Genomic DNA, 14,869 nt, shown 5'->3' on the forward strand with positions numbered 1-14,869 from the left:
GCCGCTCCTCTATATAATTTCGGGTTTTTGACCCAGGGCGATACCATGCCGATCTACGCTTACCGTTGCGGCATCTGCGGCCACGCGAAGGACGTGCTGCAGAAGCTGTCCGATGCGCCGCTCACCACCTGCCCGGCCTGCGGCGCGGAATCCTTCAGCAAACAGGTGACGGCCGCCGGCTTCCAGCTCAAAGGCTCGGGCTGGTATGTCACCGACTTCCGTGGAGGCTCCGGCGGCACCAGCGCCCCGGCAACTGCCGGCGGTGCGGGCGCCGCTGCGGGGGCTTCTTCAGCCGGTGCTGACACCCCATCCAGCGGATCTTCCAGCGCTTCTTCCAGCGGAGGGGGCGAGTCGTCCTCCGGCTCGTCCAGCACGTCTGGCGCTTCTTGTGGCGGCGGCTGCGCCTGCCACTGACCGGAAAGGCCGGACCCAGGCATGAGAAAGTACATCATCACCGGCCTGCTGGTCTGGCTGCCCCTGGCCATCACCGTCTGGGTGCTGCTGTGGGTGCTCGGCATCATCAACAGCGTCTTCATCTGGCTGCTGTCCGCCGTCGGCGCCGTGCTGCCCCAATCCGCCGGCGAGTCGCTCAAACAACTGCATGAAGTGCCCGGTCTGGGCGTGGTCGTGCTGGTGGGCGCGCTCATGCTCACCGGCATGTTCGTGGCCAACATGTTCGGGCAGTGGTGGCTGCGCCAATGGGACCGGCTGCTCTACAACATCCCCATCGTCAAGAGCATCTACAGCTCGGTCAAGCAGGTCTCGGACACGCTGTTCTCCTCCAGCGGCAATGCCTTCCGCGAAGCGGTGCTGGTCCCTTATCCCCATCCCCATTCCTGGACCATCGCCTTCGTCACCGGCAAGCCGGCCGGCGAGGTGGCGGACCAGCTCTCCACGCTCAGCGGCGACCCAGCCGACGAGCATGTGAGCCTGTACGTCCCGACCACGCCCAACCCCACCTCCGGTTTCTTCCTGATCATGCCCCGCGCCCAGTTGCGGCCGCTGGCCATGAGCGTGGATGAAGCCCTCAAGTACATCATCTCGATGGGCGTGGTGGCGCCGGCGTCCGGGGACACCACCCATCCGGTGACGCTGCCCGCTGCGGGGAACGCCCGAAATTGACCGGGTTGAGCGCCCCGGCAAGCGCTCAGCCCTGAGGGTCGCCCCGACCCCGCCAGCGCCCCTTTTGACCCTTGTATCGGGGCCCGCGACTGTGTCCAGCGCGCCCCATTGAACCGATTTCCGGAGAGTTTCCATGCGTACCTGTTATGCCGGCCAAGTCAGCGAAAAGCTGCTGGATCAGACCGTGACCCTGATGGGCTGGGCCCATCGCCGCCGCGACCACGGCGGTGTCATCTTCATCGACCTGCGCGACCGTGAGGGCCTGGTGCAGATCGTCTGCGACCCGGACCGCCCCGAGATGTTCAAGGTGGCCGAAGGCGTGCGCAACGAGTTCTGCCTGAAGCTGGTCGGCAAGGTGCGTGCACGCCCGGCCGGCACCGAGAACGGCAACCTGGTCAGCGGCAAGGTGGAAGTGCTGTGCCACGAGCTGGAAGTGCTGAACCCCTCGGTCACGCCCCCGTTCCCGCTGGATGACGAGAACATCTCGGAAACCACCCGCCTGACGCATCGCGTGCTGGACCTGCGCCGCCCGTACATGCAAAACAACCTGATGCTGCGCTACCGCGTGGCGATGGAAGCGCGCAAGTTCCTGGACGAGCACGGCTTTGTCGACATCGAGACCCCGATGCTGACCAAGAGCACGCCCGAAGGCGCGCGCGACTACCTGGTCCCGTCTCGGGTGCATGACGGCATGTTCTTCGCGCTGCCGCAGTCCCCGCAGCTGTTCAAGCAGTTGCTGATGGTCGCCGGTTTCGACCGCTACTACCAGATCACCAAGTGCTTCCGGGACGAAGACCTGCGCGCCGACCGCCAGCCGGAATTCACCCAAATCGATATCGAGACCAGCTTCCTGACCGAGGAAGAGATCCGCGCCATGTTCGAAGGCATGATCCGTCATGTCTTCCGCAAGGCGCTGAACGTCGAGCTGGGCGACTACCCGGTGATGAAGTATGCCGAGGCCATGCACCGCTTTGGCTCGGACAAGCCGGACCTGCGCGTGAAGCTGGAGTTCACCGAGCTGACCGACGTGATGGGCGACGTGGACTTCAAGGTCTTCTCGGGCCCCGCCACGACCCCGGGCGGCCGTGTGGTGGCCCTGCGCGTGCCGGGCGGTGCCCAGCTCAGCCGCGGCGAGATCGACAGCTACACCGAGTTCGTCAAGATCTACGGCGCCAAGGGCCTGGCCTGGATCAAGGTCAATGAACTGGCCAAGGGCCGTGAAGGCCTGCAGTCCCCCATCGTCAAGAACCTGCACGACAAGGCCGTGGCCGACATCCTGGCCCGCACCGGCGCACAGGACGGCGACCTGATCTTCTTCGGTGCCGACAAGGCCAAGGTGGTCAACGACGCCATCGGCGCCCTGCGCCTGAAGGTGGGCCACAGCGAATTCGGCAAGACCAGCGGCCTGTTCGAGGACCGCTGGGCCCCGCTGTGGGTGGTGGATTTCCCGATGTTCGAGCAGGACGAGGAAAACAACCGCTGGGCTGCGGTGCACCATCCGTTCACCGCGCCGAAGGACGGCCATGAGGACCTGATGGCCACCGACCCGGGTGCCTGCATCGCCAAGGCCTACGACATGGTGCTCAACGGCTGGGAGCTGGGCGGCGGCTCGGTGCGTATCCACCGCGCCGACGTGCAGGCCAAGGTCTTCGAGGCCCTGAACATCAGCCCGGAAGAGCAGCGCGTGAAGTTCGGCTTCCTGCTGGATGCCCTGCAATACGGCGCGCCCCCGCACGGCGGCCTGGCCTTCGGCCTGGACCGTCTGGTGACGCTGATGACCAAGGCGGAATCCATCCGCGACGTCATCGCCTTCCCCAAGACCCAGCGCGCGCAGTGCCTGCTGACCGGTGCACCGTCGTTCGTGGATGAAAAGCAGCTGCGCGAGCTGCACATCCGCCTGCGCAACCCGGTGGCTGCGGCTGAATAAGCCGGGTCGGCAGACCGCCATGCCGGGAGCCGCGCCTTTGACCCAGCGGGACCTGTCCCGCTGGGAACGTCTGCTGATGCGCCGTCCGGCACTGGCCCTGCCGGTGCTGCAGCGGGTGGTGGATCTCGGCGGGGAAGACCCGCCCGTACAGGCCCTGCTGGGCCTGTTTTTCGTTCTCGAACGCTGCGGCCGCGGACCGGAACTGCAAGCGGCGCTGGAAGCGGCCCTGGCCAGCGCGCTGGACCGCGCGCAGCATCGGGCCGACGCCTCGGCCCGTGAAGAAGCCTCCGAGCTGAGCGAGGCCCTGGGCCGGCTGCACTACCAGCGCGGCGACTATCTGCAGGCCTGCAACGCCTGGAGCCAGACGCTGGAGCTCACCCAGGACGACACCCGCTGGGCCTGCCTGGCCCGCATCGGTCTGGCGCATCTGTGTTTTGCGGTGGGCGACTGGGCCCGCGGGGGCCGGGTGCTGGACCAGGCCGAGCGTCACTACCCGGGTCTGGTCGGCGATGCCTATCTGCGCGCCAAGATCGGACTGAACCGGGCGGTGGCCAGCCGGGCGACCGTTGGACCTGAGGCGGCCGTGCCCTTGCTGGACCAGGCCCAGCGCGCGGCCCGTCAGGTGGGGCATCGCGACTATGAAGCCGAAACCTGCTGGCATCGTGCGCGCGGGGCCCGCGACAGCGGCGATCCGACACAGGCGCTGTCCCTGGCGCGATCGGCCCTGCGCCAGGCCCGCCGCTGTGATTACCGGTGGCTGCAGGCGCAGTGCCTGCTGCTGCTGAGCGAGCTGCAGGACGAGGAAGCTCTGGCGCATGCGCAGGAAGCGCTGGCGCTGGGCGAGGGCCTGCAGTCCCGCGCCGTGCAGGCAGCGGCCCATGCGCGCCTGAGCCAGCTGATGGCCGACCGGGGCGCGCTGGGGCCCAGCTGGCATCACCAGCAACAGCGTCAGCGGCTGGAAGCCGTGCTGGGCCAGTCCGCCCTGCCGGCCCGGCTGGAGCAACTGGCCCGCTTTGACCAACAGCCGGCCGCCGGAGGTCCAGCGGACCTGGCTCAGGCGGCGTGGGAGGCCACCGCGCTCAGCGAAGCCCTGTCGGCGCTGGCGCAGTCCGGCGCGACCGCCGCCACGCTGCGGCGGGAGCTGGGCGCACTGGCCGCTTCGGCCGCACAACTGGCGCGTCGGCTCTCGCCCCCCTGATCACAGCACCACGGTGCCATAGTGGGTGACCACCGTGATGGGGTCGATGGGATGGGCGGCGCCCAGCTGGATGATCAGGTCCGCATCCTGGAAGTGGCCGCGCCCGTCGGTGTCCACCCGCACGACGACTTGCCCGTTGGCATCGATCTGCTTGTTCAGGTAGAGCTCTTCCCGGCCCGCCGTCATCCGCTGCAGGAGCTGGCTGAGGTCCAGGCGGTCCCCTTGCGCATCGCTGAAGTCCACCACCGTGTCCACGCCGCCCTGGTTCGCGCGCCAGGTGAAGGTGTCCGCGCCGGCGCCGCCGCGCAGCACGTCATTGCGGCTGGTGCTGAACAGCACCTCGTCGCCGTCCAGGCCGATCACCAGCGATTGCGCCTGCTGGGCGTCATAGTTCAGGCGCTGTCCGTTGAGCACGACGCTGTCGCCTTGCCCCATCACCACCGTCAGCGGGACATTGCCATTGGCGGTGAGGGTGGCGGTGGTCAGCGTGAGGGTGTTGGCCTGCCCGTTGTCCATCCACACCTGGGACATGCCACGCACGCCGCCGCTGAATTGGCCGAAGTCCAGATCGGTGGCGCCGGACAGATACAGGGTGTCGTTCCCTGCCATGCCGTCGATGCGTTGCAACTGCCTCTCGCCAGAATAGGTGAGCACGTCGTCGTTGGCGGTGCCCAGCAGCGAGCGCATGTTGGGCGCGCTGTTGCCGGTGTCCAGGTAGACCATGAACTCATTGAAGATCACCCGCTGGTAGTACTCGCTGCCGACGCCATGGCGAGCCAGGAACCATTGGTTGGTGGTGGAGAAGCGATCGAACATCGAAGCGTCCGACGTCACTCGAATGCCGTTCTCGAAGATGGCTTGTGCGGCGTTCGTGTAATTGAGTTCTGCAGACCCGGCCGTGGTGTTGCCGGAATGCGCTTCAAACACCACGTCGTTGGCCAGACCGATCAGCGACTGATGGCCTGAGGTCAATTCACGGTTGAGGCGCCCGGGGCCCGCGCGATCCCATTCCGACACATCGAAGACATAACCGCCTCCATCGCTTGCGTTGGAGGGGTAGTGGGCGCTCAAACGGCCATAGCCACTGGGCCCAAGGTTGAACAACGAGCCATTCTGGCCACCCTCCGACTGCACCTTGGCATAGATCAACGCGCTGGTCCAATCGGTCCCGGCCACGCCGTTGGTCGTCATGAAATCGTCCGAGGCGCCATTGCGGCTGTTGAAACTGATGCCCGCGGAGCCGTCCGCCCGGGTCACCAGCACGCCGCCGTCCACCACCACGCCTTGCATCGAGGCATTGGCCTGCACCATGTCGCGGCCGTGGCCGGACTGGTCGTACCAGGTGGTGACGTAGCCAGTGTCGCCGCTGCTGCGGCCCACGAAGTTCAGAAGCGCGACGGTGTCGAGGTTGCCGTTGGCATCAAAGCCGATGTCCTGCTCCTGATTGTCCGACGACCGCCGAACGCGAATGGCCGCCGTGTTCAGGTTGGGATTGAGGTTGCGCATGCTGTAGGCGGCCTGCGTGTGGTCAATGTCCACCTCGTAGATCGTGCCGATGCCCAGACCGTCGCCGATCGTGCCGCCCTGCGCATGCTCCAGATTCACCATCAGCCGTTCGTTCACCTCGCGGTAGTAATCCCCGGAGACGGTGAAGCGCACCAGTTGCTGGGTCTCGCCGGCCGCGAACCGGACCTGTCCGGACGCCGCGCCGGTGAAGTCGGTATCGGAGAGCAGGCCGGCGGGATTGTCGGTGGCCGAGCTGCGCAACAGGTCCACCGACCACTGCACGCTGCCGTCGCTGCTCAGATCGCCGCTGCGGGTGACCATGAACACCAGCTCCCGCGTGCCATCCACGCCTTCCACCACATGCGCGTCGGACAGGTTGAACACCGAGGCGATGGCCGGCGCCGCGTCTTCCCGCACGGTGGCGTTGCCGGCCATGTCGAAGGTGGTGACACGGGTCTGCACCGTCTGTCCGTTCATGAACGGCTGGAAGGTCCCGGCGACGGGTCGGTCCACACGCGTGTCCAGCAGCCACTGCCCGGCCGCGTCGGCGCGGGTTTCATAACGCAGTTCATAGCCGTTGAGCAGGTTGTTGTCGGTGTCGATCTCGACCACCACGCGCTCGAAGGCGTCGGACACGCCAAACAGCCGCGGCGACAGCGCCACGGAGTCCCCCATGTCGTAGGCGCTGGCCGGCGGACGGGTGTCCACGGTGACGGTCAGCGTGGGGGATACGAGTCCCGCATCCGGGTCCACGGCGATGAACGGATATTGGCCATCGGCCAGCGGACGCGCGGGCAACGCCAGCTCCCACCGCCCCTGGGCGTCGCACACGACGGTGCCGACGCGTTCATCGGCCGTGCCCGTTCCGTTGCCGTTGGCATCCAGGTAGATGTGCAGGGTGGCGCCAGCCCGGCCTGCACCGCGCAGACGCAACGGGCTGTCGGCCGACCCATCCATGCGGGTGATGTTGTCGCTGTTGTAGGTGCCGCTGTCGGTGTCCGGGTGCAGGAACACCAGGGGCGTGCCCACGGGCAGGACCTCCAGCTGGGCCAGACTCGGCGTCGTGGTGGTGTTGCCGGCCACATCCGTGGCGGTGACGGCGATCTCGCGCACCCCCAGGGCCGCGCCTGCCTCCCCTTCATAGCGCAGCCGCTGCAGCAGTTGCGACACCTGCTCCGGCGTGAGCGGCGCATCGGCGGTCAGGGTGAGGACCGGACGCGACGCATCGCCCGACAGGGTGAGGGTGATGATGCGCCCCGGCACGCTTTGATCGTCCACCACGGTCCCGCCCTGGCCCAGCACCAGGGCATGGCCCAGCCCATCGGTGTCGTCGCCATCGGACAGCCCGATGCGTTCCTGCTGGCCGGCCTGGCCCTGGAAGACGTTGGAGAGCGCCGAAGAGAAGGACAGCGTCAGCACCGTGATGGGGCTGTCGTCGAGGAGCGCGGCCGTGGCGGGATTGAAGAGCGGCAGCATCCAGCCCACGCCGGCGACCACCTGCATGCCGTGGTCCTGCCCGACCGCCAGTCCGTTCAGGTCGGCCACAGGCGCGGTCTGGTCCAGGATGACGGAGCCGGACGCCACGCCGGTATTGCCCACGTGGTCGGTCAGCACCACGGTGAAGCGCCGCTCGCCCTGTCCGGGTTCCGTCAGGGGATTCATCAGCCGCAGTGACTCCAGCAGCGCAGTGACTGCCTCCTGGCTGGCCAGCGAGCCGTCCGCCGTGGAAAAGGCATAACGGGTGGAGATCCGGCTCACCGTCCACACGGTGTCGCCCAGCTGCCACTGCAGTCCGTCGGTGAGGGTCACCAGCGACGGGCCGGTCTGGCTGGCCAGTTGGTCCTCGAAGCTGGTGCCGCCGCCGAAGCCGCGCAGGGTGACCTGCGAGTAGCGGGCCTCGGGATTGTCGTGAGTGAGGGTCAGGTCGCTGGCAAACAGGCGAACCGGACCTTCCAGGGAATGGACATGGGTCAGGGGCTCCACGCCGGCAAGAGCGCCGTTGAGGTCCAGCATCGGTGAGCGGATGTCCACGGTGATGCGCACGGTGGACGGGTCGCCCACGTTACCGGCGAGGTCCTCACCCCAGAAGGAGAAGCTGCGGTCGCCGGGTGTGGGCAGCGCAGCCAGACTCACCAGGCGCAAGGCATTGGCCAGCGTGCTGGCTTCCATGCCGGTCAGCGCGCTGCCATCGGTTTTCTGGAGGGTCAGTAGTCCCAGTTGGGCGTCGAAGTGGTAGGTCAGCCCGGTCACGCCGGCCAGCGTGGCGTGGGTGGCGTGCAGGTCTTGGTCCAGCACCGGGCCGTCGTCGAACCGCAGGCAGTCGTCCGGGGCCAGGCCGCTGTCGATGCGCAGGGACAGCGTTCGAAGATCGGTCTGGCTGAGTTCCGCCAGGGTGTCGACCAGGGGAACGCCCTGCAGGGCGCTTGCAATGCCCAACACGCGGGACGTCTGGAGCTGCAGCCCGGCGTCGGTCTGCAGGTCCAGGGCCGGGGCGTCCAGCAGCAGCGTCAGGTCGATGTGCACGGCGTTGCTGACGTTGCCTGCGAGATCGGTCTGGCGGATCTGGACCTCATGGTCGCCCGCGCCGCTGACGGCCGCCAAGTCCAGGGTGTCGCCCTGGCCGGCCGTCCATGTGGCACCGCCGTCGAGCGAGAACTCCCACACGGCGCCAGGCTCCAGCGCCGTGACCTGGATCTGACCGTTGTGGGTGATGCGGTCCGTGGCGGAGACGCCGGTGTCCTCGGCCAGGGCCAGCAGGGGGGCGTCGGCCTGGGTGTCCAGTTCGAAGCTGAGGCTGGCGACGTCGCTGGTGGCCGCAGTGCCGTCGGTGTGTCGCACCAGCACGGTGTGAGCGCCGGGGCCGAGGAAGGTGGCTGCGGGGATTTGGTGGCCGGTGCCAAGTTCCCAGACGGTCCCGCCGTCCAGGCTGAACTCCCAGGGGCGGTCAGGGTCCAGGGCTTGAATTCGGAGGGTGCCATCCGCGGTGATGCGGTCGGTGGATGACGCGCCGGTGTCACGCAGCAGGGTCAATGTCGGTGCGGTGGTGGAGAGCGACGGGGGCTGGGGCCTCGGAGGGGGAAATTCGTCGACGGGGTCTGTGCCATCCACCGGGGCGGTCGGATCCACCGGATCAACGGGATCAACGGGATCCACTGGATCAATGGGATCAACCGGATCGATCGGATCAGTGGGATCAACGGGATCCACTGGATCCACTGGATCAATGGGATCAATGGGATCGACCGGTTCGACGGTGTCCACCGGGTTGGTGGGATCGACTGGAACCACAGGATCTATCGGGATCACCGGATCTACCGGCACGATCGGATCTGTCGGGAGAGACGGATCGACGGGAGCGGCAGGATCGGTGGGGCCGGTGGGATCGACGGGACCGACTGAATCGATGGGATCGACCGGCGTCACTGGATTTTCTGGGTTGGGCGCGGAGGGCGCGCCTGGATCGCCAGACGCGTCATGCCCGGCTTCCTGGCTGACGTCTGGGTTCACAGTGCTGCCGTTGTCGCCAGTGCCACTACCGCTGCCACTGCCACTGCCAGTGCCAGTGCCAGTGCCAGTGCCAGTGCTGCCGCTGCCGCTGCCGCTGCCGCTGCCGCTGCCGCTGCCGCTGCCGCTGCCGCTGCCGCTGCCGCTGCCTGCGCCTGCGCCTGCCTGGTCATCCACCGAATGTCCAGCTCCCGTGGGACCTGTCACTGGAGGCTGCGGCCCGCCGCTGCCGTGTCCGGCGCCACCCGCCAGAACGAGCGGAGCAAGCACACCCAGCCCAAGCGCCGCCGCCATGCCGCCGGATCCGAACAGCAGGAGGCCGGCCTTGTCCTCCTCTTCCTCTTCGGCGATCTCGGTCAAGGCCCCGCCCGGTTCCTGCAAGCCCGACAGGCCCGCATCGCTGATAACCGGCTCGGACGACGATGCCGCCGCCTCTTCCGCTGGCCGATCGTCCTGAGGGGTCAGGCCCTCCTCGGTCCGATCGTCGTCCGCGCTGGTTGCTCGACGGAGACCGGTGCGTCCGGCACCTGCCTTCACCGCACCCGGCACGGACGCCTGCGCCATCCCCGGCGTCGCTGCCGCACGGGTGCCCGGCGCAAGCTCATTCATCGGTTCAACAGCGTGCGGCCAAGCGGCCGACTTTTGGGGGTGGGTGCTCGAGTTCATGATGACTGCCTTGTGTATGAACAATGGCAGTTTCAGACGACAACTCGCCGCGCGCGCTCCCCTAAAGATGCTGACTGAATCGGGTAGACCTACCTAAGTTTGCTAGTCGTGACCCCCAGCCTGCATGCCTGTCAAAGAATCGGGCGACATCACCAGATCGACAAGCTGCTCGCCAGCACCCGCTGCAGCCAGCTGCGATGGGAGGCATCCGCCACTTCCCCCCGGCCCACCAGCTCCATGCGTGCATTGACGATGTCGGTGGATGCCACCTGGTTGCCGCTGCGGATGTCCTGGGGATTCACGATGCCGGAAAACCTCAGCGTGTTGATGCCGCCGTTCATGGCCACGCTGCGCTCCCCTGCGACCACCATGTGCCCATTGGGCAGCACGTTGATTACCGACACCGCCATCTGCCCGTTGAAGCTGCTGCTGTTCTGGGTGCTGCCGTCTCCCTTGTAGGAATCACTGCCGGACGCGGAGGCGTCGGCCTTGAGCAGCTTGTCGATCAGGCCGACATTGCTGGAGCCGCCCGGCCCCTTCACCGACAGCGCGTTCTCGCGGCTGGTGTCGGTCTTGGTCTTCTGGTTGGCGTTGAGGGATTCGCTGATCACCACCTTGAGCGAATCCCCGACCTGCCGGGCGCGCCGCTCGGTGGTGAACAGGGAGGCGGCGGCCATGCCGGGCTGGTAGATGGCGCCGTTGTTGGTGCGCTCGACGTAAGCGGGCTCAGCGGGCGGCATCACATGGACCGGGTCCTGGACCAGGATGGGATCGCGGGAGGCGCAGGCCGTGGCCAGCAGGGTGACGATCAGCAGGGCGGTGATAGTGGTTTTGGACATGAGGACCTCGTGCGGCGGTATGAAGGGGGTGACGTTGACGGTGAGGGATTGCGAATGCGCAGCGTCAGCTCTCGAACCCGGTCAGCAAGGCGGTGACGACCGGGGCCAGCTTGTTGCGGGTCGATCCCCACTTGCCCAGGCCCATGACCGCGTCCTCGCTCTGATAGCTGCTGGCCGACATCAAGCGTCCGCCGGCGTCATGCAGGCTGAGGGTGGCCTGTGCCAGATAGGGCCGCATCTGGTCGGACAGCGGCGGCTTGTCCCACTGCTGCAGGCCCTGGTAGTGCAACCAGGCGGGGCACTCGTCGTCCCCGGGGCGCACGCCCACATCAAACACGCGGGACGACACCTCATGCTGCTTGAGTTCGGCCATGAGCGCCGGCACGAAGTCGGGCATGGCCAGCGACCGGTTGTATTCGATGCAGACCCGCCGGGGCAGCGCGTTGCCCTGGAACACGGTGTTGCTGGCCTTGTTCGGTCCCTGGCCGATGGCCACCGTGGCGGCACTGGCACTGGCCTTGATCAGCTCGATGGTCGGCAGGGGACTGAACAGCGAGCAGCCAGACAGGCCGGTCGAGGTGGCCAGCACCACCACCGACAGGGCCAGGGCGCCCCGGCTGCGGGGCAGGCGAGAGGGCTGGCGCGGGGGGCGCATCACAGGATCTCGTCGATCAGCGCACGCCCGGCGACGGCCCCGGCGGACACATAACCGGCCACCGTGCTGCCGACGTCTTCCACCTCGTCCACCACGGCGCTGACGCCGTTGGCCAGGCTGTGCGCCCCACTGACCACCGCGTTCTTGACCGAGGTGGCGCCGCTGCTCAGGGCCTCGCCCACGGCGGAAGCGGCCTCGCCGAGCGCGGAGGCCCCTTCGCCCAGCGCATGCCCGACCGAGCTCGCCGCTTCTCCCACCAGCGTGGCGCCTTCACTCAGCGCATGGCCCACGCTGCTGGCGCCGCTCTCCAGCGCCTGCAGGCCTTCTTCGCTGAGGGATACGATGGCGCTCACCGCGTTTTCGGTGCCTTGATACAGCGCCTGTGTCGCGCCGATGGCGGACGCGGCGACCGTGCCGTATTCGCGGGCATTGATCTCATAACTGCCGCTGGGGCGACTGGTGAGCTGCCGCGAAGCGACCAGGGGATTGTTGGAGATCGAGGTCATGGGCCCTCCTGCGGTGCCGGTTGCGATGGAGTGAATTCTGCAAATTCGCATCCGCGACCATCGGCCAAATACCGCCCCCTCCGCGCTGTTCGGAAAGCGTTGCTTCCGTCCAACCGGACATCTGCACCCCAATGCATGCAGCGCAGGTAAAGCTTGATTGCTGAAGCGGGCATGTCAGGTGTCGAATGGCGCAGGGCGCCCCTGTGTGTCAGGGCATGTCATTCGCCAGCAAAACCCATGATGGAAATATTTCCCGCCCCCGGCTTTCGACCCTGCACCCGACCCTGCACCCTGGGGGACATTGGCGCTGCGATATGCTTTCGCCCATGAGCGATGTCCCCAAGCTGCATCCCCACAAGATTCCGGAATCCGTGCTGGTGGTCATCCACACGCCGGCCCTGGAGGTCCTGATGCTGGAGCGGGCGGACCGGCCGGGCTTCTGGCAGTGCGTGACCGGTTCCAAGGACCGCCTGGACGAACCGCTGCCCGAGACCGCGCGCCGGGAAGTCTTCGAGGAGACCGGCATCGCGGTGGACGGTCTCCCGCCGGACGCGCTGTCCGACTGGGGCCTGGCCAATGTCTACGAGATCTACCCGGTCTGGCGGCACCGATATGCCCCCGGCGTCACCCACAACACCGAACATGTCTTCGGCCTGTGCGTGCCCGCCGGCACGGCGGTGACCCTGGCCCCGCGCGAACATCTGCAGTACCGCTGGCTGCCTTGGCGGGAGGCGGCGGACCTGTGCTTCTCCCCCTCCAACGCCGAAGCCATCCTGCAACTGCCGGCGCATGTCGGCGCGGACACCGCGCTGGGGGCCGAGCAATGACCCGCCCGACCCCCCGGCATGCGGCGGTCAGCAACTCCGCCACCACCGACACCAGCCCCGCGCAGAGCGCGGACCGGCTGCGGGTGGCCACCTACAACATCCACAAGGGCGTGCGGGGCGTGGGCCCGAGCAAGCGGCTGGAGATCCACAACCTGGGCATGGGCGTGCAGGCGCTGGATGCCGACCTCGTGTTCCTGCAGGAAGTGCGGCTGTTCCACCATCGCGAGGCGCGCCAGTTTGAACGCACCTGGTTCGGATGGCCGGAGCAGGGCCAGGCGGAATTCCTGGCACCAGAGGGCTACGAGGTGGCCTACCGCACCAACGCCATCACCCGGCATGGCGAGCACGGCAATGCCCTGCTGTCCCGCTACCCCATCGGCGACATCGGCCACCACGACGTGTCGGACCACCGCTTCGAGCAGCGCGGCCTGCTGCACGTGCCGGTGCGCTGGCAGGGACGGGAGGTGCATGCGGTGGTGGCCCATCTGGGGCTGATCCACGGCAGCCGGGTGCGTCAGGTGCAGCGGCTGGCCCGCTTCATCAGCGACCATGTGCCGGCCGATGCGCCGCTGGTGGTCGCTGGCGACTTCAATGACTGGGGCGAACGCCTGGATGGTCCGATGAAGGAAGGGGGCCTGGCGCGCGCCGTGGTGCCGGGCCGGGCCCGTCTGCCGACCTTTCCGTCGCGGGTGCCGGTGTTTGCGCTGGACCGCATCTACGTGCGTGGCCTGCGCTGCGTCGACATGAAGGTGCCGCGCGGCCCGAGCTGGGCTCGCATGTCGGACCATCTGCCGCTGCTGGCCGAACTGGTCCTGGACGCCTGATGCCAAGGAGTGCTGCCTGAAACGCCCGCAGGACACCCACTTCCCCTGGACCCTCGGCACCCAGCCCAGCTTCAGCGGCGGCAATGCCGTGGAACTGCTGCGCGGCGGCGATGCCCTCTTTCCAGCGCAGATCGCGGCCATCGACCAGGCCCGGCATGAGGTCTGGCTGGCCACCTACATCTTCCACGATGACGAGGCCGCCCTGGCCACCGCCCAGGCGCTGTGCCGCGCCGCCCTGCGCGGGGTGCGGGTGAGGGTGGTCGTGGACGGGTTCGGCTCCAAGTCCAGCCTGGCTTGGCTGCGCCAGCAACTGGCCCAGGCCCCGGTGGCGTTGGCGGTCTTCCGCCCGATCGACCGCTGGTGGAACTGGCTGCATCCGGGACAGCTGCGCCGGCTGCATCAAAAGCTCTGCGTGGTGGACGGGGATGTCGCGTTCGTGGGCGGCATCAACATCATCGAGGACCGGGTGGACCTGCATCACGGTCGCACCGAAACGCCGCGGCTGGACTTTGCCGCCTCGCTGCGGGGCCCGGTCGTCCGGCCGGTGGAGCAGGCCGTGCGGGCGGTGTGGACTCGGGCCTGGCTGGGCCATGATTTTGGCGACGAGCTGCGCGCCATGGTGCGCAGTGCCGCCCCGATGCGCCGGGCGCGCCGGCTGATGCGCCGGGTGCGCATGCCCCGGGCGAGCCATCGCGTCACGGACCCGCGCCAGCTGCCGCCGGTGCGCGTGGCCTTTGTGCTGCGGGACAACCTGCGACAACGCCGCACCATCGAGCGGGCCTATGTGAACGCCATTCGCGGCGCGACTGCCCGGGTGGACCTGATCACCCCTTACTTCTACCCGGGACACCGCTTCCGCCGTGCCCTGAAGGACGCCGCCAAGCGCGGCGTGCAGGTGCGTCTGCTGCTGCAAGGGAAGGTGGACTACCGGATTGCCGCGTTGGCCGCGCATGCGCTGTATGACGAGCTGCTGGGCCACGGCGTGCAGATCTTCGAATACACCCCGGCCTTTCTGCATGCCAAGGTCTGCGTGGTGGACAACGACTGGGCCACGGTGGGCAGCAGCAACATCGATCCGCTGTCCCTGCTGTTGAACCTGGAGGCCAACGTGGTGGTCCAGGATGCCGGCTTCGCGGGCGATGTGGTGCGGGCCTTCGATGCGGCGGTGGCCCAGTCCCGCCGGGTGGAGCAGCCCGACGGCAAGGGGCTGCGCGGCATGCTGCGGCGGGCGCTGGTGGCCTGGGTGGCCTACGTCTACCTGCGGGTGGCGGGGGCGACGGGGCGCTACTGAACGG

Annotated in this window: 11 protein-coding genes; 7 read left to right on the top strand and 4 right to left on the bottom strand. The window is 67.8% G+C overall.

Annotation, left to right across the window (positions count from 1 at the left end):
• Window positions 1-45 precede the first annotated feature (45 nt).
• The 4 genes from DES44_RS03050 to DES44_RS03065 all read left to right on the top strand — a co-directional run bounded on the left by DES44_RS03050 (window position 46) and on the right by DES44_RS03065 (window position 4,247).
• Window positions 46-414 (top strand): FmdB family zinc ribbon protein, encoded by a 369-nt coding sequence (locus DES44_RS03050; protein WP_083525793.1) that lies wholly within the window; start codon window positions 46-48, stop codon window positions 412-414.
• A gap of 21 nt (window positions 415-435) precedes the next feature.
• The gene (locus DES44_RS03055) at window positions 436-1,122 is read left to right on the top strand and encodes a DUF502 domain-containing protein (RefSeq protein ID WP_058936269.1); all 687 of its coding nucleotides are present in this window, start codon (window positions 436-438) and stop codon (window positions 1,120-1,122) included.
• A gap of 133 nt (window positions 1,123-1,255) precedes the next feature.
• Complete coding sequence (gene aspS, locus DES44_RS03060) at window positions 1,256-3,049, top strand: aspartate--tRNA ligase (protein ID WP_058936268.1); 1,794 nt, start codon at window positions 1,256-1,258, stop codon at window positions 3,047-3,049.
• Window positions 3,050-3,068: 19 nt separating this feature from the next.
• Window positions 3,069-4,247 carry a hypothetical protein gene (locus DES44_RS03065; RefSeq protein ID WP_058936267.1) on the top strand — a complete coding sequence of 393 codons (1,179 nt, stop codon included), beginning with the start codon at window positions 3,069-3,071 and terminating at the stop codon, window positions 4,245-4,247.
• Here DES44_RS03065 and DES44_RS03070 read toward each other — a convergent pair whose 3' ends face one another.
• The 4 genes from DES44_RS03070 to DES44_RS03085 form a co-directional block, all read right to left on the bottom strand.
• Window positions 4,248-9,866: a type I secretion C-terminal target domain-containing protein gene (locus tag DES44_RS03070; RefSeq protein ID WP_058936266.1), complete on the bottom strand. Its 5,619-nt coding sequence runs from the start codon at window positions 9,864-9,866 to the stop codon at window positions 4,248-4,250.
• Between the two features lie 206 nt (window positions 9,867-10,072).
• Window positions 10,073-10,762 carry a flagellar basal body L-ring protein FlgH gene (locus DES44_RS03075; RefSeq protein ID WP_058936265.1) on the bottom strand — a complete coding sequence of 230 codons (690 nt, stop codon included), beginning with the start codon at window positions 10,760-10,762 and terminating at the stop codon, window positions 10,073-10,075.
• A 64-nt stretch (window positions 10,763-10,826) separates the two neighbouring features.
• Window positions 10,827-11,417: a hypothetical protein gene (locus DES44_RS03080; protein WP_058936264.1), complete on the bottom strand. Its 591-nt coding sequence runs from the start codon at window positions 11,415-11,417 to the stop codon at window positions 10,827-10,829.
• Entirely contained in the window at window positions 11,417-11,923 is a 507-nt protein-coding gene (locus DES44_RS03085) for a hypothetical protein (protein WP_058936263.1), read from the bottom strand. Before DES44_RS03085 ends, DES44_RS03080 begins: the two co-directional genes overlap by 1 nt.
• Window positions 11,924-12,249: 326 nt before the next feature.
• Here DES44_RS03085 and nudB point away from each other — a divergent pair, with 326 nt between their 5' ends.
• The 3 genes from nudB to clsB all read left to right on the top strand — a co-directional run bounded on the left by nudB (window position 12,250) and on the right by clsB (window position 14,865).
• A complete protein-coding gene (gene nudB / locus DES44_RS03090; protein ID WP_232309825.1) occupies window positions 12,250-12,750 on the top strand; it encodes a dihydroneopterin triphosphate diphosphatase in 501 nt (166 codons plus the stop codon).
• The gene (locus DES44_RS03095; RefSeq protein WP_058936261.1) at window positions 12,747-13,574 is read left to right on the top strand and encodes an endonuclease/exonuclease/phosphatase family protein; all 828 of its coding nucleotides are present in this window, start codon (window positions 12,747-12,749) and stop codon (window positions 13,572-13,574) included. The genes nudB and DES44_RS03095 overlap by 4 nt, the downstream gene beginning before the upstream one ends.
• 88 nt (window positions 13,575-13,662) lie before the next feature.
• A complete protein-coding gene (clsB, locus tag DES44_RS03100; protein ID WP_232309824.1) occupies window positions 13,663-14,865 on the top strand; it encodes a cardiolipin synthase ClsB in 1,203 nt (400 codons plus the stop codon).
• Window positions 14,866-14,869 lie beyond the last annotated feature (4 nt).

It is taken from the genome of Roseateles depolymerans (assembly GCF_003387155.1).
Lineage (GTDB): Bacteria > Pseudomonadota > Gammaproteobacteria > Burkholderiales > Burkholderiaceae_C > Roseateles > Roseateles depolymerans.